Origin of the sequence: Aeromonas sp. ASNIH7 (assembly GCF_002903485.1) — a bacterium.
In the GTDB taxonomy this organism is placed as follows: Bacteria; Pseudomonadota; Gammaproteobacteria; order Enterobacterales; family Aeromonadaceae; genus Aeromonas; species Aeromonas caviae.
The window spans coordinates 2,485,594-2,506,741 of the sequence record NZ_CP026226.1 but is presented as its reverse complement, the minus strand read 5'-3'; the positions used below and the strand labels follow the sequence as shown (position 1 = coordinate 2,506,741).

Annotated in this window: 18 protein-coding genes, 2 tRNA genes and 1 pseudogene; 7 read left to right on the top strand and 14 right to left on the bottom strand. The window is 63.7% G+C overall.

The annotated features are described in order from the left end of the window. Positions 1-17 precede the first annotated feature (17 nt). Both C2U47_RS11775 and C2U47_RS11770 read right to left on the bottom strand, forming a co-directional pair. Positions 18-92, bottom strand: a tRNA-Gly gene (locus C2U47_RS11775). A gap of 38 nt (positions 93-130) precedes the next feature. Continuing rightward, positions 131-215, bottom strand: a tRNA-Tyr gene (locus C2U47_RS11770). Positions 216-478: 263 nt separating this feature from the next. On the opposite strand from C2U47_RS11770, the gene coaA reads away from it, so the two are divergent. Further along, positions 479-1,417 carry a type I pantothenate kinase gene (gene coaA, locus C2U47_RS11765; RefSeq protein WP_029314861.1) on the top strand — a complete coding sequence of 313 codons (939 nt, stop codon included), beginning with the start codon at positions 479-481 and terminating at the stop codon, positions 1,415-1,417. Between the two features lie 59 nt (positions 1,418-1,476). Here the strand turns inward: coaA and birA are convergent, their stop codons facing one another. Then, the gene (gene birA, locus C2U47_RS11760) at positions 1,477-2,442 is read right to left on the bottom strand and encodes a bifunctional biotin--[acetyl-CoA-carboxylase] ligase/biotin operon repressor BirA (protein ID WP_049636022.1); all 966 of its coding nucleotides are present in this window, start codon (positions 2,440-2,442) and stop codon (positions 1,477-1,479) included. Next, positions 2,439-3,476 carry a UDP-N-acetylmuramate dehydrogenase gene (gene murB / locus C2U47_RS11755; protein ID WP_049636023.1) on the bottom strand — a complete coding sequence of 346 codons (1,038 nt, stop codon included), beginning with the start codon at positions 3,474-3,476 and terminating at the stop codon, positions 2,439-2,441. Before murB ends, birA begins: the two co-directional genes overlap by 4 nt. A 125-nt stretch (positions 3,477-3,601) precedes the next feature. Between murB and C2U47_RS11750 the strand changes: the two genes are divergently transcribed. Beyond that, positions 3,602-4,255 (top strand): potassium channel family protein, encoded by a 654-nt coding sequence (locus C2U47_RS11750; RefSeq protein WP_010675965.1) that lies wholly within the window; start codon positions 3,602-3,604, stop codon positions 4,253-4,255. Further along, positions 4,252-5,606, top strand: a pseudogene (locus tag C2U47_RS11745) (TrkH family potassium uptake protein). Before C2U47_RS11750 ends, C2U47_RS11745 begins: the two are co-directional and overlap by 4 nt. 73 nt (positions 5,607-5,679) lie before the next feature. Here the strand turns inward: C2U47_RS11745 and C2U47_RS11740 are convergent. Continuing rightward, positions 5,680-7,689 carry a DNA topoisomerase III gene (locus tag C2U47_RS11740; protein WP_049636024.1) on the bottom strand — a complete coding sequence of 670 codons (2,010 nt, stop codon included), beginning with the start codon at positions 7,687-7,689 and terminating at the stop codon, positions 5,680-5,682. Between the two features lie 298 nt (positions 7,690-7,987). Here C2U47_RS11740 and C2U47_RS11735 point away from each other — a divergent pair, with 298 nt between their 5' ends. Next, a complete protein-coding gene (locus tag C2U47_RS11735; RefSeq protein WP_049636025.1) occupies positions 7,988-9,118 on the top strand; it encodes a NapC/NirT family cytochrome c in 1,131 nt (376 codons plus the stop codon). Between the two features lie 22 nt (positions 9,119-9,140). Beyond that, complete coding sequence (gene torA, locus C2U47_RS11730) at positions 9,141-11,621, top strand: trimethylamine-N-oxide reductase TorA (protein WP_049636026.1); 2,481 nt, start codon at positions 9,141-9,143, stop codon at positions 11,619-11,621. 67 nt (positions 11,622-11,688) lie between these two features. Here torA and C2U47_RS11725 read toward each other — a convergent pair whose 3' ends face one another. From C2U47_RS11725 to C2U47_RS11710, 4 genes are all read right to left on the bottom strand, one after another. Then, a complete protein-coding gene (locus C2U47_RS11725) occupies positions 11,689-12,150 on the bottom strand; it encodes a hypothetical protein (protein WP_045522787.1) in 462 nt (153 codons plus the stop codon). 102 nt (positions 12,151-12,252) lie between these two features. Continuing rightward, positions 12,253-13,599 (bottom strand): sensor histidine kinase, encoded by a 1,347-nt coding sequence (locus C2U47_RS11720; RefSeq protein ID WP_010675971.1) that lies wholly within the window; start codon positions 13,597-13,599, stop codon positions 12,253-12,255. 31 nt (positions 13,600-13,630) lie between these two features. Further along, positions 13,631-14,287, bottom strand: coding sequence for a response regulator transcription factor (locus C2U47_RS11715; RefSeq protein WP_005332666.1), 657 nt, complete (start codon positions 14,285-14,287; stop codon positions 13,631-13,633). A gap of 87 nt (positions 14,288-14,374) precedes the next feature. Next, positions 14,375-14,707, bottom strand: a complete 333-nt coding sequence (locus C2U47_RS11710) for a PepSY domain-containing protein (RefSeq protein WP_041211926.1) — start codon at positions 14,705-14,707, stop codon at positions 14,375-14,377. A 63-nt stretch (positions 14,708-14,770) separates the two neighbouring features. On the opposite strand from C2U47_RS11710, the gene C2U47_RS11705 reads away from it, so the two are divergent. Continuing rightward, positions 14,771-15,019: a PepSY domain-containing protein gene (locus C2U47_RS11705; RefSeq protein ID WP_010675973.1), complete on the top strand. Its 249-nt coding sequence runs from the start codon at positions 14,771-14,773 to the stop codon at positions 15,017-15,019. A gap of 10 nt (positions 15,020-15,029) precedes the next feature. On the opposite strand, the gene C2U47_RS11700 is transcribed toward C2U47_RS11705, so the two are convergent. Both C2U47_RS11700 and msrP read right to left on the bottom strand, forming a co-directional pair. Next, a complete protein-coding gene (locus C2U47_RS11700) occupies positions 15,030-15,683 on the bottom strand; it encodes a protein-methionine-sulfoxide reductase heme-binding subunit MsrQ (protein WP_102948933.1) in 654 nt (217 codons plus the stop codon). A gap of 91 nt (positions 15,684-15,774) precedes the next feature. Further along, the gene (msrP, locus tag C2U47_RS11695) at positions 15,775-16,785 is read right to left on the bottom strand and encodes a protein-methionine-sulfoxide reductase catalytic subunit MsrP (RefSeq protein WP_102948934.1); all 1,011 of its coding nucleotides are present in this window, start codon (positions 16,783-16,785) and stop codon (positions 15,775-15,777) included. A 371-nt stretch (positions 16,786-17,156) separates the two neighbouring features. Between msrP and C2U47_RS11685 the strand changes: the two genes are divergently transcribed. Then, positions 17,157-17,630, top strand: coding sequence for a DUF1097 domain-containing protein (locus tag C2U47_RS11685; RefSeq protein ID WP_043153924.1), 474 nt, complete (start codon positions 17,157-17,159; stop codon positions 17,628-17,630). Between the two features lie 60 nt (positions 17,631-17,690). Here the strand turns inward: C2U47_RS11685 and C2U47_RS11680 are convergent, their stop codons facing one another. The 3 genes from C2U47_RS11680 to C2U47_RS11670 form a co-directional block, all read right to left on the bottom strand. Then, on the bottom strand, positions 17,691-18,971 hold the full coding sequence (locus C2U47_RS11680; RefSeq protein ID WP_102948935.1) for a sigma 54-interacting transcriptional regulator: 1,281 nt from the start codon (positions 18,969-18,971) through the stop codon (positions 17,691-17,693). Positions 18,972-19,025: 54 nt separating this feature from the next. Beyond that, positions 19,026-19,535 (bottom strand): hypothetical protein, encoded by a 510-nt coding sequence (locus tag C2U47_RS11675; protein ID WP_039039694.1) that lies wholly within the window; start codon positions 19,533-19,535, stop codon positions 19,026-19,028. A 105-nt stretch (positions 19,536-19,640) separates the two neighbouring features. Continuing rightward, positions 19,641-21,053 (bottom strand): sensor histidine kinase, encoded by a 1,413-nt coding sequence (locus tag C2U47_RS11670; protein ID WP_045522797.1) that lies wholly within the window; start codon positions 21,051-21,053, stop codon positions 19,641-19,643. Positions 21,054-21,148: the final 95 nt, after the last annotated feature.

Genomic DNA, 21,148 nt, shown 5'->3' with positions numbered 1-21,148 from the left:
GAGCCATATCAGCATCTTGGAGCGGGCAGCGGGAATCGAACCCGCATCATCAGCTTGGAAGGCTGAGGTAATAGCCATTATACGATGCCCGCATTTCTCTAACCCAAAGAACTCAAACCGCAGAGAAATATGGTGGAGGGAGAAGGATTCGAACCTTCGAAGGCAGAGCCGTCAGATTTACAGTCTGATCCCTTTGGCCGCTCGGGAACCCCTCCAGTTGCATAAATGCCACAACGGTAATTCTGCTTGCACCCGTTGTTTTTGTCGCTTTTGCTGGGCAAATAGACGACAGACATCCAAGCGTCGCGCATTTTATGGTAAGGATTTTGGGGATGCAACCATTGCACCTTGCAAAATGTGCATTTATGCCGGGATCCAGGCAAAAAAACGCTCCTTCTCCGTCCCGACCGGACGCGTCCCTTGTCGCTCCCGATCCCTTGGTGTATGGTCGCCCTGCCCAAGAAACAGTGATGACACCATGACGACAGAGCATAACCCCTATTTGCAATTCACCCGCGAACAATGGGCGTTATTGCGCGATGCGGTCCCCCTGACCCTGACCGAGCACGATCTGCAGACCCTGCGCGGGATCAACGAGAAGGTGTCATTGCGGGAAGTGGAAGAGATCTATCTGCCCCTCTCCCGTCTCCTCAATCTCTACGTCAAGGCCAAGCAGCGCCGCAGCCGGGTGCTGGAGCAGTTTCTCGGTCAGTCCCGCGGCAAGGGCACCTATATCATCAGCATCGCCGGCAGCGTGGCGGGGGGAAAGAGCACCACGGCCCGTATCCTTCAGGCATTGCTGGAGCGCTGGCCGGAGCACCCCAGGGTGGAGCTGGTCACCACCGACGGCTTCCTGTTTCCCAACAAGGAGCTGGAAGCCCGTGGCCTGATGCGTCGCAAGGGGTTCCCCGAGTCTTATGACATCCGCCATCTGGTGGAGTTTGTCGCCAATATCCGCGCCGGCCACGAGAAGGTCGAGGCCCCCGTCTACTCCCACCTCATCTATGACATCCTGCCCGACGAGAAGAAGGTGGTGGAGCAGCCGGACATCCTGATCCTGGAAGGGCTCAATGTGCTGCAAAGCGGCATGGACTATCCCCAGGACCCTCATCGCGTGTTCGTGTCGGACTTCGTCGACTTTTCCATCTATGTGGATGCCGATGCCGAGCTGCTGCGCACCTGGTACATCGATCGTTTTCTCAAATTCCGCAGCGGCGCCTTCTCGGATCCCGACTCCTATTTCCACCACTACGCCAAGCTGGCCGAGAGCGAGGCGACCGAGATCGCCAACAACATCTGGCAGGATATCAACTACCTGAATCTGCAAGAGAACATCTTGCCGACCCGGGAGCGGGCCAACCTCATCCTCACCAAGGGCAACGAGCACGCCATCGAGCAGATCAAGCTGCGCAAATAATGACAGCGACGAAGAGGGGGCCCATGGGCCCCCTCTTCTCATTCATGCCGGATGGAGTCTCAGTCCCCCCGGCGCAGGGAGATCTCCCCGCCCAGGTAGAACTTGATCCCCTCCTCCGTCTCCAGCCGCAGGGCCCCGCGATCGTCGATGCCCCTGGCGATCCCGCGGATCACCTGCCCCCCCATCAACAGTTTCACCGGCTGGCCGGCGAAGTGATCGAGCCGGTTCCAGCTCTCGACGAAGCTCGCCAGCCCGGTCTGTTCGAAGGTCTGCATGGCCTGCTGCAGGTGCAACAGCACGCAGGCAGCCAGCTGGTTGCGGTCCACCAGTTCGGGCTGGATGTGGCGCAGCTCGGACCAGGCCTGATCGATCTTCTCCCCCTCCCGGCTCGGCATCGCAAGATTGAGGCCGACCCCGATCACCAGATTGCAGCTGGCACCGGCACTGCCGCTCATCTCCACCAGGATGCCCGCCAGCTTGCGGCCCTGATAGTAGAGATCGTTCGGCCACTTGAGCTCAACCCCTGGATAACCGAGCGACTCCAGCGCCTCCACCACGGCCACCCCCACCGCCAGGCTGAGCCCCATAGCGGCCGCCATGCCCTGCTCCAGCCGCCAGTACATGCTGAGGATCAGCTGGCAGCCGAAGGGGGAGACCCAGGGCTTGCCGCGGCGCCCCCGGCCGGCGGTCTGGCACTCGGCCAGACAGCTCTCGCCTGAGCTCAGTTGATTGACCCGCTCCAGCAGGTACTGGTTGGTGGAGTCGATCACCGGGAAGCAGTGCACCGGTGCCATGGGCGCCAGCGCCCGCAGCTGCGCCTCGTCATAGAGCGCCATGGGCACCGCAAGCCGGTAGCCTTTGCCGGTCAGGCTGAATAAGTCCAGCCCCAGCTCCTTGAGCGCAGCCATGTGCTTGCTCACCGCCGCCCGGCTGATGCCGAGCCGCTCGCCGAGCTGCTCGCCCGAGTGGAACTGGCCGTCACTGAGCAGGGTGATCAGCGTCTGCCGGATGGGGGTCAGGATCATGCCAGTACCTCATCGAGCCGGGTCTCGCCGCTGCGGCCCATGAAGCGCACCTCGTGCTCCAGCACCACCCCGAACTTCTGCTCCACGCTGTCCCGCACATGGGCCGCCAGGGCGATCAGCTCCATGGCGCTGGCGCCTCCCAGGTTAACCAGCACCAACGCCTGCTCCTGATGGACGGCGGCACGGCCGATGGCGAACCCCTTGAGGCCGCACTGTTCGATCAGCCAGCCCGCCGCCAGCTTCACCTGACCGTCGCCGGCCGGGTAGCTGGGCATCTGCGGGTATTGCTGTTTCAGGGTCTCGGCCAGGGCGGCGGGCACCACAGGGTTTTTGAAGAAACTGCCCGCGTTGCCCAGCACCGCCGGATCCGGCAGCTTGGCCATGCGGGTGGCACAGACGGTGTCGAAAATGGCCTGTGGCGAAGGGGCATCCCCCAGCGCCGCCAGCGGGCCATAGCCGGCGACCGGGCGCCATGCCTTGGGCAGGCGCAGACCGACGGCGATGATGAAGTGGGAGTCCTGATAGTCGTGCTTGAAGATGCTGTCACGGTAACCGAACCGGCAGTCGGCCGCCGCGATGCGCTCAACCTCGCCACTCTGCCAGTTGAACGCCTCCACGTAGGCACAGACGCTGGCCAGCTCGACCCCGTAGGCACCGATGTTCTGTACCGGGGCCGCCCCGACCGTCCCGGGAATGAGTGCCAGATTCTCCAGCCCGTGCCAGCCCTGTTGCAGGGCGTGACATACCAGCTCGTGCCAGTTTTCACCTGCCGCCACGTGTAGCAGCCAGTGCTCGGACTCCTCGTGCAGCGTGATCCCTTTCAGGCCGTTGTGGACCACCAGACCGGCAAAGTCATCGCAGAACAGGATGTTGCTTCCTCCTCCCAGCACCAGGCGCGGCAAGGTGGCCAACTCCGGGTTAGTCCGCAGTTGCGCGAGATCATCCGGCCGGGTCACATCGGCCAGCCAGAGGCAGTGTGCGTCCAGGCCCATAGTATTGAGGGTCGACAGGGAGGCGTGGGGGGTGAGTTTCATCTGTGTGTTCCGACAAGGACAAGGGCGCAGTTTACCCCAGATTCCCCGGGACAAAAAACCCGGACACTTTTCGGACTCAGGGCTCTGGAGTAGAGTAACCCCTTCATCCCGCTGAGGAAGCATGCATGAACAATCAATTCGCCGTCATCGGCCTGGGCCTGTTTGGCAGCGCCTTGTGCGAAGAGTTGCAGCGCCAGAATGCCGAGGTACTGGCCATCGACATCGACGAGAGCAAGACCCGCCAGATAGCCACCCTCTGCAACCACGTCATCGTGGCCGATGCCACCGACGAGGCCACGGTCGCCGAACTGGGCCTGGCGAATTTCGACATCGTCTTTGTCGCCATCGGCGACAACCTGGAGACCAGCATCCTGACCACGCTGGTGCTGAAAGAGGCGGGCGTGAAGAAGGTCTGGGTCAAGGCCCGCGACAAGTTCCACGCCAAGATCCTGCAGAAGGTGGGCGCGGACAAGGTGATCAACCCGGAGTGGGACATGGGCCGCCGGGTGGCCCAGAGCATGCTGGACAACCGGCTGTTCGACTACCTGGAGCTGGGTCACGACATGGTGCTGACCGAGTTCGTGATCGGCTTGCAGCAAAACACCCGCACCCTGGCCGACTTGCGCCTGCTGCAGCAAAGCGATTTCCAGCTGTTGGCCATCAAGCGGGGTGAGGTGCTGCACAACGTCCTGACCGGCAAGATGGAGCTGCAACTCGGTGACATCCTGATCCTGGCCGGCAACAAGCACGCCATCGATCACTGGCTCGACACCCTATGATCAACTGGCGCAGCAACTACGCCTTCACCCTGCATCGGGAAGACAACTCCCGCTGGAGCGAGGCCAAGCTCATCCTGGGCAGTTTCCTCATCATCCTGCTGGTTGGCACCCTGTTTCTGGTCCAGCCCTCCAGCCACAAGGGTGAGGTCACCGTCATCAACGCCCTGTTCACCGCCACCTCCGCCATCAGCGTGACCGGCCTCGGGGTGGTGGATACCGGCACCGCCTTCACCCTGCAGGGGCAGATCATCCTGTTGATATTGATGGAGATTGGTGGTCTCGGCCAGATGACCATGACACTGCTGCTCATCGCCATGTTCAGCAAGCGGGTCGGGCTGCGCCAGCAGGTGCTGGCCAAGGAGGCACTGGGCCAGGAGGGATCCGTCAACATCGTCCAGCTGGTGAAACGCATCGTCCTGTTCGCCCTGATTGCCCAGCTGATCGGCACCGCCATCATGGCCATTCGCTGGGTGCCCGACATGGGCTGGGGTCACGGCCTCTACGTCAGCTTCTTCCACGCGGTGTCGGCTTTCAACAACGCCGGCTTCTCGCTGTTTGCCAACAACCTCATGGACTACCGGGATGACCCCATCATCAGCCTGACCATACCGGCCCTGCTGATCCTGGGGGGGTAGGCTTCACCGTCATCGTCGACCTGGTGCGCAACCGCCGCTGGCGCAAGCTGAAACTGCACAGCAAGCTGATGCTGCTGATGACCCCTGCCCTGCTGCTGCTGGGGACCCTGATGTTCTGGCTGCTGGAGCACAACAACCCGGGCACCCTGGGCAACGCCTCCTTCGGGAGCCAGTGGCTGGCAGCCTTCTTCCAGTCGGCCACCGCGCGCACGGCGGGCTTCAACACGGTGGATATCGGCCAGATGGTACCGGCCTCCCTGCTGTTCATGATGATGCTGATGTTCATCGGTGCCGGGGCAACCTCCACCGGGGGCGGTATCAAGGTCACCACCTTTGCCGTCGTTCTGCTGGCGACCCGGGCGTTTCTGACCAAGCGCCCCCATGTCACCGCCTTCGGCCGCACCCTGTCACCCCAGATAGTGACCCGCTCCCTGGCCATCATCATCGTCAGTACCATGGTGCTGATGCTGGCGATGTTCCTGCTGATGCTCACGGAGTCGCAATCATTCGACAAGATCATGTTCGAGACCATCTCGGCCTTTGCCACCGTGGGACTGTCCACCGGCATCACCGCTTCTCTAAGCGAACCGGGCAAACTGATCCTGGTGCTGGTGATGATCTGCGGCCGTCTGGGGCCCCTCACCCTGGCCATCATGCTGGCCCGCCCGGTGGAGACCCGCATCCGTTATCCGGAAGAGAGCGTCTACACGGGGTAAGCCGCTCCATCCATGCAAAGAGGGGCCACTGGCCCCTCTTCTTATTTTTATGTGATCACGGCGCGCACCAGCCTCAGGCAGCCTTGCCCCTGGTCGTCCCCTTACCAGTGCTCTTTCCAGGGCTCTTCCCCACACGAGCACTCTTGCCCGTGCTCGTGCGGGGGCGTGCGGCGGTGGACCCAGTCCGCTTGCGGCGGGCAAAGCGTTGCTTGCTGTCACCGGGCGCCGCCTTGGGCAGCGCGCTGAAGCTGGCGCCGGAATCCTGCCGCGCCCCCTCGATCAGGCCGTTGAGCTGCTCGGTGAGCGGCCCCATGAACTGCTGGTAGCTGCCGTGACGTTCGGCGATCTGACCCAGACTCTGCTCCCACAGTGCCGTCATGTCCGGTGTCGTGGCGGTCGTGGGCAGCGCCTGGACCAGGGCTCGCCCGGTCGGGGTGGCCTTGATGCTCTTGCCCTGGCGCACCAGGAAGCGGCGCTTGAACAGCAGATCGATGATCCCGGCCCGGGTCGCCTCGGTGCCCAGACCGTCGGTCTCCCGCAGGGTCTTGCGGATCTCGGGATCCTGCACATAACGGGCGATGCCGGTCATGGCGGCAAGCAGGGTGGCATCGGTAAACGGCTTGGGGGGCTGGGTCATCTTCTCCAGCAGTTCCCCCCGCTCGCACAGCAGTTCCTCCCCCTCTTTCAGGGCAGGCAGGGTTCCCGCCTCCTCCTCGTCATCCTCTTCCACTCCGAGCAGCGCCTTCCAGCCCGCCTTGAGGATGCGGCGCGCCTTGGCCTGGAACAGCCCTCCGGCGATGCGCAGCAACACCTTGCTGTCGTTGTACTCGAACGGCGGGTAGAACTGCAGCAGATACTGGCGGGCAATCAGGCCGTAAAGCTTCGCCTCGTCGGCCCCCAGGCTCCCCTCGTTCCCCCTCTTCTCGGTGGGAATGATGGCGTGGTGGGCATCCACCTTGCTGTCGTTCCACGCCTTGCTGCGGATCCTGCCATCCGCTTCGGCGACCGCCCTGGCCAGCGCAGGGGCCGTGCTGGCGATGGCCTCCCGCACCTGGCCGGCCCGGTTGAAGTGCTCGCTCGGCAGATGGCGGCTGTCGGATCTGGGATAGGTGATGAGCTTGTGCCGCTCGTAGAGGCTCTGGCAGATATCCAGCACCCGCTTGGCATCCATGCCAAAGCGCTTGGCCGCGTCGATCTGCAGGCTGGAGAGGTTGTAGGGGAGCGGCGCCGCCTGCTTGCGCGCCTGCTCCTCCACCGCCTCCACCCGGGCGGGTTGCCCCTGGATCCGCTCCACCACCTTGGCGGCCAGCGCCCGGTTGAGCACCCGTCCCTCCTCATCCTGCCAGGGCAGACATGCCTCCGATGGCAGCCACCTGGCGGTGAAGCGTTCGTTGCCCTGGGTCAACAGATGGGCCATCACCTCGTAGAACGGCTTAGGAACGAAGGCCTCGATCTCGAGATCCCGGCGCACCACCAGACCGAGCAAGGGGGTCTGTACCCGACCCACCGACAGCAGTTCGCTGCAGCCCCCCTTGCGGCCAAGCAGGGTATAGGCCCGGGTCATGTTGATGCCATAGAGCCAGTCGGCACGGCTACGGGCCAGCGCCGACACCGCCAGCGGCACGAACTCCTTGTTGTCTCTGAGCTTGTCGAGGGCGCGGCGCACGGCGGGGGGATTGAGATCGCTGATGAGGCAGCGCTGAACCGGTTTGGTCTTGGGATAGCCGAGAAAGTCGATCACCTCGTCCACCAGCAGTTGCCCTTCCCTGTCCGGGTCACCGGCGTTGACCACGCAGTCCGCCTGCTTGATGAGCCCCTTGATGACGGCCAGCTGGGCCTTGGTCTTGGGTTTGGCCACCAGCTGCCACTGGGTCGGGACAATGGGAAGGGATTCCATGCGCCACTGCTTGTAGGCGGCATCGTAGGCATCGGGCTCGGCCTGCTCCAGCAGGTGACCGATGCACCAGGTCACCACGTCTCCCTGCGCCGTCTCGATGAAACCCTCCCCCTTCTTGTGAGGTTTGGGGAGGACATCGGCGATGGCGCGGCCAAGGCTGGGTTTCTCGGCGATAAAGAGTCGCATGATGGATACACCTGAATACTGTATATGTGAACAGTATACAATCCTCTCGCCACAAACCCCAAGCCCCGGGGTGGCGTACTGCCTCCTCGCCCCGGCTTGGGCATCGCTCCCACCACCGCACATCCCGCTCCCGCTGTATGGGAAAAATGCGATTTAAATTCAATAAATCATGCCAAAACAAATAACAAAACCAAAAATCAATTATATGTCGAAATTAAAACCATGACCGAGGTCAACCCTTAGAATCCTGGGACTACTACTATATTGGTAATACCCGAATTCGAAGGACACCGTCACCATGCTTGGAAAACTGTTGAGAAAGACCTGGTTCTGGCTTCTGCTGCTCGGGGCCCTGCTGGGGATCGCCGCACTGGGCGTCACCGTCACCGTGCTGCACAAGACCAGCTCCACCGAGTTCTGCGTCTCCTGCCACTCCATGCAGACCCCCCTCGCCGAATATCAGGGCAGCGTCCACTTCCAGAACGTGAAGGGGATCCGCGCCGAGTGCGCCGACTGCCACATCCCCAGTGAACCCGCCGCCTATCTCTGGACCAAGATCCGCGCCGTGAAAGACATCTATCACGAGGCGATCGGCACCCTCGACACCCCGGAAAAATACGAGGCCCACAAGCTGCGCATGGCCCAGACCGTGTGGGATCAGCTCAAGGCCAATGACTCCGCCACCTGTCGCAGCTGCCACAGCTACGCCGCCATGGACATCCTGGCCCAGCGCCCCAATGCCCGCGCCGAGCACCCGGTCGCCATCAAGGAGGGTCAGACCTGCATCGACTGCCACCGCGGCGTTGCCCACATCATGCCGGACATGAGCGGCCTGGCTGCCGCCGGTGCCAGCGAGCTGGCGCAAGCCGCCGCCCAGACCCCGGCCACCGTCACCACCCGCTATGCCATCGCCACCACCCCGCTCTATCTGGATGCCGGCGCCAAGACTGATGAAGGCACCCTGATGCCCTCCACCCAGGTGGAAGTGCTGGCCAACGACAACGGCCGCGCCCAGGTGCGCATCGACGGCTGGCAGCAGGACGGGGTGAGCGAGGTGTTCTACGCCGCCCCCGGCAAACGGATCCTGAGCGTGCTGGTCGGCGAAGCCGCCAGAAAAGCCCTCGTGACCGGCAAGAGCGAGACCGACAGCGCCACCAACCTCACCTGGCATCAGGTCAGCCTGACCGCCTGGGTCGACCAGAGCCAGCTCATCGGCGACCAGGGCAAGCTGTGGCAATACGCCTCCACCCTGATGTCCAACAACTGCACCGGCTGTCACGGCCTCACCGCGCTGGATCACTTCAACGCCAACCAGTGGATCGGCGTCATCAAGGGGATGGAGTCCCGTACCTCCCTCACCCCGGAGCAGGCGCGCATGCTCACCCAATACGTGCAGAAACACGCCAGCGACATGAGCGCGGCCCATTAAGGCAGGAACAGAGGACTCTCCCATGACTTTTTTCAATGACCAACAGACCAACCTCTCCCGCCGTACTCTGCTCAAGGGGCTGGGGGCCTGTGCCGCCTTGCCCCTGCTGGCCGGTATCTTCCCGAAAAGCGCCCTGGCCAAGGCCGTCAGCACGGCCCTTGAGCAGTTCCCCACCCTGGTGCCCGCCCAGAAGGGCATCCTGACCGGCGCCCACTGGGGAGCCTTCGAGGCCATCGTCTCCGAGGGCCGCATGGTGCGGGTCCAGCCGGTGGCCGATGACCCAGCGCCGAATGACCTCATCGACATGGCGCCGTTCCAGGTCCACGCCAAGAACCGCATCAAGTACCCCATGGTGCGCAAAAGCTGGCTGGAGCACGGCCCGGGCGCCAGACCGGAGTTGCGCGGTGCCGACGAGTGGGTACGGGTGAGCTGGGAAAAGGCCATCGACTTGGTGGCCGGCGAGATCCAGCGCGTTCAGTCTGATTTCGGCCCGCAGGCGATCCACGCCGGTTCCTACGGCTGGAAGAGTGTCGGCATGTTCCACAACAGCCGCACCCTGCTGCACCGCCTGATGAACCTCTCCGGCGGCTTCACCGGTTATGCCGGTGACTACTCCACCGGCGCGGCTCAGGTGATCATGTCCCACGTGATGGGCTCCATCGAGGTGTACGAACAGCAGACCGCCTGGCCCAACGTGGTGGAAAACGCAGAACTGGTGGTGCTCTGGGGGGTCAATGCTCAGGTGACCCTGAAGAACAGCTGGAACATACCGGATCATGAAGGTCAAGCGGGCTTCAAGGCGCTGAAAGAGAAAGGCACCCGCGTCATCAGCATCGATCCGGTCTACAACGAGACCGCCAAGCTGGTCGGCGCCGAGTGGATTGCCCCGAACGCCTACACCGACGTGGCCATGATGCTGGGGGTGGCCCACACCCTCTACAGCGAGAAGAAGCACGATCAGGCCTTCCTCGATCGCTACACCGTCGGCTTCGACAAATTCCTCGCCTATCTGCTTGGCAAGGATGACGGTCAGCCGAAGAGCGCCGACTGGGCGAGCAGCGTCTGCGGCGTCGATGCCAAGGTGATCCGCCAGCTGGCCCTCGACATGGCCGCCAAGCGCACCATGATCATGGCCGGTTGGGGCATGCAACGTCAGCAGCATGGCGAACAGCCGAACTGGATGCTGGTCACTCTGGCTGCCATGCTGGGCCAGATCGGCCTACCGGGGGGCGGCTACGGCTTCAGTTACCACTACTCCTCCGGTGGCAGCCCCACCGCCAAGGGCGGCATTCTGGCGGGGATCTCCGCCGGCAACGCGCCGAAGAACAGCCCGGCACCGATCCCGGTGGCCCGCATCGCCGACTGCCTTGCCAACCCGGGCAAGACCATCGACTTCAACGGCCGCAAGGTGACCTATCCGGACATCAAGCTGGTCTACGTGGCGGGGGGCAACCCCTTCCACCACCATCAGGACACCAACAACCTAGTCAAGGCGTGGCGCAAGCCGCAGACCGTGATCGTGCACGAGCCCTACTGGACGGCGACTGCCAAACACGCCGACATCGTGCTGCCGGTCACCACCAGCTACGAGCGCAACGACCTGGAGATGGGGGGCGACTACTCCCAGCGCTACGTCTTCCCGATGCACCAGTGCGTGCCCCCCCAGTTTGAAGCCCGCAACGACTTCGACATCTTCAGCGCCATCGCAGCCAAGCTGGGCGTGCAGGAGCAGTACACCGAAGGGAAGGACGAGATGCGGTGGCTCAAGCAGATGTACGACGGCATGGCGGCGCAGGCCCGTGGCGCCCGTGTGGCGCTACCGCCGTTCAACATGTTCTGGGAGTCCAACAACTACATCCGCTTCCCGATCCCGGAGGCCAACCGCCAGTGGATCCGTCACGCCGATTTTCGCGAAAACCCGCTGCTCAACCCGCTCGGTACCCCGTCCGGCAAGATCGAAATCTTCTCCAGCACGGTGGCCGGCATGGGTTATGCCGACTGCGCCGGTCATCCCAAGTGGTATGAGCCCAAGGAGTGGGTGAAGAGCGAGGTGGCGGCGCGCTATCCGCTGTCGCTCAACACTTCCCACCCGACCCAGCGGTTGCACTCCCAGCTCGACAACACCCCGCTGCGGGACAAGTTCGCCATCGCCGATCGGGAGGCGATCCTGATCCATCCGGACGACGCCAAGGCGCGCGGCATCCAGGATGGCGATCTGGTGCGGGCCTTCAACGAGCGCGGCCAGATCCTGGTGGGGGCCCTGATCTCCGCCGATATCCGGCCCGGGGTAGTGCGGGTGTGTGAAGGGGCCTGGTACGATCCGGCCAAGCCGGGGGAAGCGGGCAGCATCTGCAAGAACGGCAACGTCAACTGCCTCACCTTCGACGAGGGCTCGTCCAGTCTGGCCCAGGGCAACTGCGGCCACATGGCCCAATTGCAGATAGAGAAGTATATCGGGCCAGTGCTAGCCAACACGGCGCACGAGGTACCGGCCAACGGCTGAGGCGGTTGCATGCAGACAAAACGGCGCCATAGAGGAGCCGTTTTCTTATCGCAGTTTGTGGTGTGGCTCAGAAGTCTCCTTCCACCATGTACTCTTCGGCGCACTCCACCAGCTGGGGCCAGAGATCTTCCGGCACCCAGGCCTCGGGGTCATCCTCGTCACCGTCATATTGGCTCCAGAAGAAGGCTCGCAGCCCGCTTGCGAAGTCGTCGCTCAACTCCGCCAGTTCGGAGAGGGGCCCCAGCCAGGCAATGCGGCGCAGGCCGGAGGCGAGATCGTTGATGGCATCCATCAGGGTGCGATCATCCAGGCTCTGCTCCACCAGCAGGGTGAAGCGCTCGCGGGCGCTCTCGGTCTGCTCCTCGTCCAGCTCGCCCACGTCGGCCAGCAGGTCGACAAAATCCTCCAGCAGGAACTGGATCAGGGCATCCCTGTCCTCGAACCACTGGATCTGGGCCCCCTTGGTGCCCAGCACCGAGGCATCGAACGAATCATCGAGATGGCACAAAGCCCAAGGATCGTCAGTCATTGCTACCCTTCCTACACCTGAAACAAGAGACGTATCTTATGCCGGGTGCCGCACCCTTGCCAGCACGGCGGCACAAAAGGGGCCCCCCGACGGGGCCCCCCGTCACTCGACCCTGGCCACCTTGGGCAGGGAGAGGGAAGCGGCGAGCCCCCCCAGCTCGGCCCGCCCCATGATGAGGCTGCCACGGTAAGCCTCCGCCAGGTCTGACACTATGTTGAGACCGAGCCCGGAACCCGGCACCTTCTCGTCGAGGCGCACCCCCCGCAGCACCGCCTTGGCGATCTGATCCTCGCTCATGCCGGGACCGTCGTCCTCGATGCGCAGGGTGATCCAGCCCCCCAGCTCGGCGCTGGAGATGCGCAGCTCGCTGGCGGACCACTTGAAGGCGTTCTCCAGCAGGTTGCCCACCATCTCGTCGAAGTCCTGCTCCTCCACCCCGACCGCCAGATTGACCGGCACCTGCAAGTCCACCGTCTTGCCGGGATAGAGGCGGGAGAAGGCGCGGCAGATGTACTCCACCCGGGCCCGCACCGGGGTCGACACCCCGAGGATCTTGGCGGCGCCGGTCACCCGCGCCTTGCCGAGGTGGTAGTCGATGTGGCGCTGGATCTGGTCGAGCTGCTCGCCGAGGGCGGCCTGATCCTCCGGCGGCAACTGGGTCACCTGGTTGCGCATGATGCTGAGCGGCGTCTTGAGGGCGTGGGCCAGGTTGCCGGTGTGGGAGCGGGCCCGTTGCAGCAGCTCGCCATAGTGGTGCAGCAGGCGGTTGATATCCTCCACCAGCGGCTGGATCTCCAGGGGGTAGCGAAGCCGGAACCCCTCCTGATGACCCTGATGGACGCGGCTCAGCTCGCGGCGCAGCAGGTGCAGCGGGCGCAGGCCGTAGAGGATCTGGAACATGAAGCCGAGCACCAGGCCGGTGGCGGCGAAGCCGAGGCCGAGGAACAGGCTGATGCGGGTCTTCTTCAGGGTCTGGGTCAGGGCGCTGCTGTCCTTGGCCATCACCAGGGTGAAGACCCGATCAGACCCCGGCAGCAGCACGGTACGGGTCATGATGAGCAGGGGCTCCTTGTTGGGCCCCTTGCCGACAAAGAGATCCGGATCGCCGAAAGCCGACTTCAGGCCGTGGGCACTCAGATGGGCATCCCACAGGGAGCGGGAGCGACTGACCACCGTCTCCCCCAGCTCCAGTTGCCAGTAGTAGCCGGAGTAGGGCTGGCGATAACGGGGGTCGGCCATGGGCTCGGTGACCACCGGCATGCCGTCCGGCTGGATCTCGAGGCGGGAGAGCAGATCGTAGAGCTGCAGGCGCAGGCCATCGGCCTCCGCCTCCTGCCAGTAGTTGCGCATCATGGTCTGCAGGCTGAAGCCGGTGGCGAACAGGAAGAGACCGCACCAGACCATGGCGATCACCACCAGCCGACCTCGCAGGGTGCGTACCAGCCTCATTCAACCCACCCCGCCATCGGTTGCGAGGGTGTCATTCGTTGATCCGGTAGCCGAGGCCGCGCACCGTCTCGATGAGATCGGCGTGGGTCTTCTTGCGGATGCGGCCGATGAACACCTCCACGGTGTTGGAGTCGCGATCGAAATCCTGGGCATAGATGTGGTCGATCAGCTCGCTGCGGGACACCACCTTGCCCCTGTGCTGCATCAGGTAGCCCAGCACCCGGAACTCGTGGGCGGTGAGCTTGATGGGGGTCCCTTCGTACCACACCTGGGAAGCCGCCATGTCGAGACGCACGCCACCGATCTCGAGGATGGAGCTGGCGTTCCCCGCCGCCCGGCGCACCAGCGCCTGCACCCTCGCCACCAGCTCCGCCACCTGGAAGGGCTTGGTGAGGTAGTCGTCAGCCCCGGCGTTGAGCCCTTCAATCTTCTCGTGCAACTGGCCACGGGCGGTCAGCACCAGCACCGGGGTGTCCATCCCCTTGCTGCGCCACTCCTTCAGTACGCTCAGGCCGTCGCGACCGGGCAGGCCGAGATCCAGGATGATGGCGTCATAGGGTTCGGTCTCGCCGAGAAAGCCCGCCTCGTTGCCATCGTGGCAGAGATCGGTGACGAAACCGGACAGACGCAGCTGTTCCGCCAGCTGGCCCGCGAGGATCTTTTCATCTTCAACTATCAGAATGCGCATACATGGGTATCCAAAACAGGGTTGTGCCAGCACCGGCAACGGTTGGGGGGACGAACCGGACGGCGGTACGTTCGCGGACTCACGCCGTTACTCCTCTTCCGGGGGCGGGCGCGGAGCGAACAGGCGTTCCAGATGGTGCCCCTTGAGCCACACCATCTCCAGGTTGTCAGCCCGGTAGCCCACCTTGATGACGCTGTTCTCCTCGTCGATGAGCCTGAGCTCGTAGAGCCAGACGCCATCCTCCTCACCCAGATCGACCCGCAGCACCCGCACCGGCAGGCGGGAGGCCACCGCCATCAGCTCATGAAAAGGACGGACCCGCCCCTCGCTGACCGCCTGTTGCAGCAAGGCCTCGTTCGGCTGGGCCGCCTGAACCAGCATCGGCAGCAGCAATCCAAGCAGGGGCAGCGCGCTATTCATGGGTGATTCATCTCTCAAAACCTAACATAATGCCGTTTATAGTGTGCCAGCCATGAATCCGGAATGAATATGATCCCACGCAGTATCCTGCTGATCTTGTGCCTCTTTTCCACCTTTGGCTGGGCGGCGCAGACACGTCTCGACATGGCCGGACTGGTCAAGTTGTTGCTGGCACAAGGGTATCACGACATTCGGGAAGTGGAGCTGGAAGGGGACAAATTCGAGGTCGATACCCTGAATGCCGACGATCAGCGCGTCCAGTTGCAGGTCGATGCCAACACCGGCGAGATCACCAAAAAAGAGGCCGAATAGGCCTCTTTTGCTATGGGCGTGACGGCTGTTGCGCCGCCCCCCTCCCGGCCACTTGCGGGCGCCTGCGCCAGGTGCGCAGCAGCTTCTCCCGACGGGGCCACAGCAGGGCGCAGGCCAGCACCAGATAGATGAGCGGCTCCTGCCACCCGCTCTTGACCGACCACCAGTAGTGTACCGGCACCAGCAGAGCCACCCCGTAGATCCAGTTGTGCAGCTTCTGCCAGGCCGGCCCCATGCGTCGCAACAGGGCCGGGATCGAGGTGATGCCGAGCGCCAGCAACAGCAGCAGCGCCACCATGCCCACCACTATGTAGCTGCGCTTCACCAGCTCGCCGCCAATCAGCCCCCAGTCGAACTGCAGATCCAGCCCCAGCCAGACCATGAAGTGCAGGGACGCCCAGGCGGCGCACCAGAGCCCGAGGGGGCGGCGCAACTTGATGAGCTGCCCCTGGCGCCAGCGCTTGGCGAGCGGCGACACCAGCAGGGTCAGCAACAGCAGGTGGAGGGCCCCCTTGCCAAGGTAATGGGTCAGCCCCTGGACCGGATCCCCCCCCAGCAGCCCGGCTGGCACGGCATAGCCCAGCCAGAGCAGAAAGCCAAGCGAACCAAGGTGCACCAGCGCCCGCAAGCCGTTGATATGGGCTGTTTTCAGTCTCGGCGTCATATTGCAGTTCCCGTCATGTTTTTCCCGCTTCTCATCCCCTCTCCCACCAGGGGAGAAGGAGGCAAGAGATCAGTCGGGCAGCGCGTCAGTCTCAATACCATTTACGCAGATCCATCCCCTGATAGAGGGACGCCACCTCGTCGCCGTAGCCATTGAACATCAGGGTCGGCTGGCGCTTGGCCCCGAAAATGCCCCCCTCGCCGATGAAACGCTCGCTCGCCTGGCTCCAGCGCGGGTGATCCACGTTCGGGTTGACGTTGGCGTAGAAGCCATATTCGTTGGGGGCCAGCAGGTTCCAGGTGGTGGGGGGCATCTCCTCCACCAGGCGGATGGAGACGATGCTCTTGATGCTCTTGAAGCCGTACTTCCAGGGCACCACCAGCCGGATGGGAGCCCCGTTCTGGGCGGGCAGGGTCTTGCCATAGAGCCCCATGGCGAGGAAGGAGAGGGGGTGCATGGCCTCGTCGAGGCGCAAGCCCTCCACATAGGGATAATCGATGCCGCCCCCCAGGGCACGGGAGGCCTGCCCCGGCAACTGTTCCGGATCATAGAGCGTCTCGAAGGCCACGAACTTGGCGCGACTGGTGGGCTCGGCACGGCGGATCAGATCCGCCAGCGCAATGCCGCTCCAGGGCAATACCATGGACCAGGCCTCCACGCAGCGCAGCCGATAGATGCGCTCCTCCAGCGTACTCTTGTTGATGAGATCCCACACATCCAGGGTGAAGGGTTTGGCCACCTCCCCTTCCACCTTCAGGGTCCAGGGCTCGGGCCTGAGGTAATGGCCGTTGCGGGCCGGGTCCCCCTTGTCGGTCCCCAGCTCGTAGAAATTGTTGTGGGTGGTGGCCTTCTCCTCCGGGGTGAGGATCAATCCCTCTGGCCGGGTCGCGGCACGGATGTCGAGGGGTCTGGTGGGGGCCACGGTGGCCGGCTTGTCCGGTGCGAAGAGATCCAGCAGGCTGGCCTTCACCGGAAACGCCAGGGTGGCGGCACCGACGCCCAGGCCCAGCCCTTTCAGGATGCGGCGACGATCCTGATAGACGGTTTCCGGCGTGACATCCTGTTCGGTGGGGTGATGAGAAGTACGGCGCTTGATCAACATGAAAAAACTCCCGGGACGATGAGGTTGACAACCATAAGACCCGCCCCGGCCGAGTTTTATTTCACACAGAATTACATGAGTTGGTAAAGGGGCAGTGCCTTGGCCATGGTACCGGCCAGGAAGAGCACTACGAACACCAGCAGAGGAACGATCACGTTTGGCACCATCAGACTCACTCCATGAGCAGGACAGGGCCTCTAACTATGGAACAAGGTCTGCGGCGCCTCCAATGAATTTTTTTCGCGAGCGCAAGCGTATTCCAGAGTTGCAAAGAGTGATCGGGATCACACACAATCCGGCCCCCGCTTGCTGCCGCTCTACCGCGGAGTAGGCTGCCTCCTTTTCCGGATTCAACCACTGAGAGTCACGCCATGAGCCCACTGTTCGCCATCGCCATCACGACCGGAATCCTCTCCGCCGTCTGGGGTGGACTGGCCGCCGCACTCGGTCTCATCTCCTGGGTCGGCTTCCTCGGCTGCACCAGCTACTTCGCCTCGAGTGGCGGTTACAAGGCGCTGTTGCAGACCCTGCTGTGCAACACCACCGGCATGCTGTGGGCACTCCTGCTGATCCACGGGGAGACCTGGTGGGGGGCCGGCATGGCGGGTTATCTGATGACAGGGGTGGTGGCCACCCTGATGTGCGTGCAGGCCAGGCAGCAGTGGCTCGCCTACATTCCCGGCACCTTCGCCGGTTGCTGTGCCACCTTCGGCGCCGCAGGCGAGTGGCGGCTCATTCTGCCCTCCCTCATCATCGGCGCCCTGTTTGGCTATCTGATGAAGGCGAGCGGCCTCTGGCTCTCCCAGAAGACTCTCTCTACCAGCGGTGTCAGCGACCCGGCCTGAGGCCGATTCTGTCGGAAACCAGAGGGGCGGCCCGTCATCGACGGGCCGCCCCTCTGTCATTTATCCCTTCGACTTGAAGTTGGCCGCCTCGATGCCGTGCCGATTCAGCAGCTTGTAGAAGTCGGTGCGGTTTCTCCCCGCCATGTTGGCCGCCAGGGTCACATTGCCTTCCGTGGTGCGCAGCAGCCGGATCAGGTACTCCTTTTCAAACTCGGCCCGCGCCTCGTTGAACGAGGGAATGCCGCCACCGCCGCCACTCAGGGCCGACTCCACCATGGCCGCGCCGATCACCGGGCTGCAGCAGAGGCTCGCGAGCTGCTCCACCACCCCGCAGAGCTGGCGCACGTTGCCCGGCCAGGCCGCGGCGGCCAGCAGGGCCAGCGCCTCAGGCGAGAAGCCGAGGGCGGCGCAATCGGGGTGACGGTTGCGGTAATCGTCCAGCGCCTGACGGGCCAGCAGGGGGATGTCCTCGCTGCGGGCGCTCAGAGGCGGCAGAGTGATGTTGGCCACGTTGAGGCGGTAGAAGAGATCCTCGCGAAAACGCCCCTCTTCCATGGCGGTCACCAGATCCTGATGGCTGGAGCTGATGACCCGCACCTCGGGGGTGCCCTGACCATACTCCGCCAGCACCTGGAGCAACTTGGCCTGGAGTGACTCCGACAGATCCCCTATCTCGTCGAGGAAGAGGGTGCCGCCTTTGGCCTCGGCAAACAGGCCGGACTGGCCATCCTCGCCAAACAGCTGCAAGTCCAGCGTGGGCCAGGGCAGAGCCGCACAGTTGATGGTATGCAGCGGCTTGTCGCGGCGGTGGCTGGCCTGGTGCAGCGCCTGGGTCATCACCCCCTTGCCGACGCCGGAGGGACCCAGGATCAGCACGGGCACGTCCATGGTGGCGATGCTGCTCGCCTGGATCAGCAATTGCTCCATCTGCGGGTTACGGGTCTGGATGAGGGACTGCCACTCCTGCTGCTGCTTCGGACGGGTCAGGCTGAGAGCATGCTCTATGGTGACCAGCAGCTCGTCCTTGTCGATGGGCTTGGTGAGGAAGCTGAACACCCCGGAGCGGGTCGCCTGGATGGCGTCGGGAATGGTGCCGTGGGCGGTCATGATGATCACCGGCATGCCGAGCCACTGGGACTGGATCCGCTCGAACAGCGCCAGCCCGTCCATGCCCCCCATGCGCAGATCGCTCAGCACCAGGTCGGCCCGCTGTTGGCGCAGCCTGTCCAGCGCTCCTTCGGCGCTGTCGGCGGTATCCACCTCGTAACCCTGGCTGCGCAGGCGCATGCTCATCAGCTTGAGCAGGCTGGCATCATCGTCCACCAGCAGAATACGGCTCATGCTCTCACCCCCTCTTGGCGAAAAACGCGATCATTGCGGCGCGGTCCGGAGCTGTCATGGCTGACCTCCCCCATTGAGCTTACGCTGGTTGAGCTGCTCGTCGATGGCGGAGAGCTGCTCTATCTGCTGGCGCAGACGCTTCACCTCCTGACTCTGATCGTCGCGGCGGCTGTCTCGCACCAGCAGCTCCTCCCCGAGGGCGATCCAGCTGCGCAGGAAGGCCTGGGCATCGAGACCGAGCTCCGGCAACAGAGCCTTCAGCTGATCCAGCCCGGCCCGGCGGCTGGCCACCGATTCGGACGGGTGGGTGTTGACCATGGCCAGGCTGACCCGGCTCTCGAGGTCGGTGGCGCCGGCCAGTCGCTGGCGCTCCTGCATCCGCTGCTGGGGATGGCTGGCCAGCAGCCAGTCCGAGTATTGCAGGCGCACCTGCATCTCCTTGTTGGCAAACTCCATCCGCCTGGCGATCGCCTCCTGGGAAGGCTCGGTGAGGCTGGTAGAAGGCAGCAGGGAACAGCCAGCGAGCAGGCCTATCATCAATACGGGAATCACAAATCGTTTCATCTTGAATGTCACTTCAGATCCTGGTGGGGAACAGGCACCTGCCCGCTCCTCTCAATATTCGGTGTCAAGGCGCCACCCGCACCTGCGGGGTCGCCGCCACGCCCGTCAGCTCGGGCGCACGTTCAAATCCAGCCGGAAACAGACATCCGCCTGGGCATCCTCGATCAGCCTGAGCTCGCCGCCCAGACTCATGGCAGACTCACGGGCAATGGAGAGGCCCATGCCGGAGCCTTTCAGCAATCCCTGGCGCACTATGCTGCCCTGTTCAAAGGGCTCGAAGATGCGCTCCCGCTCGTCTGGCGGGATGACAGGCCCTTCGTTGGCCACCTCCAGCCAGCCGCCGCCCGCTCCCGCCCCGGCGCGGATCCAGATCTGTCCGCCCCTGGCGCCATAGCTGACCGCGTTGGAAAAGAGATTGTCGAGGATGAGTCGCAGGCGGTAGGGCTCTGCCCGCAGGCTGATGGGCTCGGGCGGCAAGTGTACACTGATTTGCTTGGATTCCAGCGCGAGCCGGTACTCTTCGGACAAGTCTGACAACAAGGGCGCCAGGGGCACCTCGGACAGGGTGAACACCTCCTGCTGGCTGAGGCGATTGAAGTCGAGCAGCCGCTCGATCAGGGTCTGCAGACGGCGGCTGTTCTCCTCCAGCATCTGGCAGATCTCCTGCTGATCCCCGTTGAGGGGCCCCACCAGCTGCTCCGAGAGCAGATCAGCCCCCTCCCGCAGCACGGCAAGGGGGGTTTTCAGCTCGTGGGATACGTGGCGCAGGAACTGGTATTTCTGCTGTTCCAGCTCCTTGAGCTTGTCGTGCAGCCAGCTGATCCGCTCCCCCAGCAGCACCAGTTCGGCCGGGCCATCCACCGGGCGCTGATCCGGCTCGACGCCTGCGCCCAGACTCAGGATCCGCGACTCAATCTGACGTACCGGGTGGATGATGAGGTAGGTAAAGAGCAACACCAGCAGCAGGCTGAGCCCGACCACGAAGCCGCTGACCCACCAGATCTGCTGTTTCAGCTCCACGATGGCGCCCCGCATGCGGGTCACGTGATCATCCACCTGGCTGCGGGTGACCACTTCCAGTTGCTGGTTCAGTTCGTTGAAGTCGGTGAAACGGGGGCTGGTCGCCTCCTGCCTGGCCTTGCGCAGATCCTGCAGGCCGTCGAGCCAGACCAGCGTCGCCTCGAGATCTCCGTAGACCTCGGCATCCGGAATGGAGTCCTGATGGGTCGCGAGCAGTTCCCGGTAGCGCACCAGCTGCTGCCGATAGCTGGCCAGGATGCGATCATCACCCAGGACCGCATAGCGGCGCAGGGTGCGCTCCAGATCGATAGCCTGGGTGGAGAGCAGCGTCGCCCGGCGAGTGTCCCGCACCGCACGTTCCATCTCGTCGCTGGTGAGCTGGCCCAGGTGGGAGAGAGCCTGACTGTCGTGCCAGATCATGCCCCCCAGGGGCATCAGCACCAGCACGAAGCCCATCAGTACTACCTGGAGCAGGGAGCGGGGCCGAACCTTGGTCATCTTCTGCGGTCTCGATTCGTCATGGGGGAGCCAGCATATCCGCACTGCCCCAAAAAGCAAAACCGGCCATAAAGCCGGTTTGATTGCTCACCGAG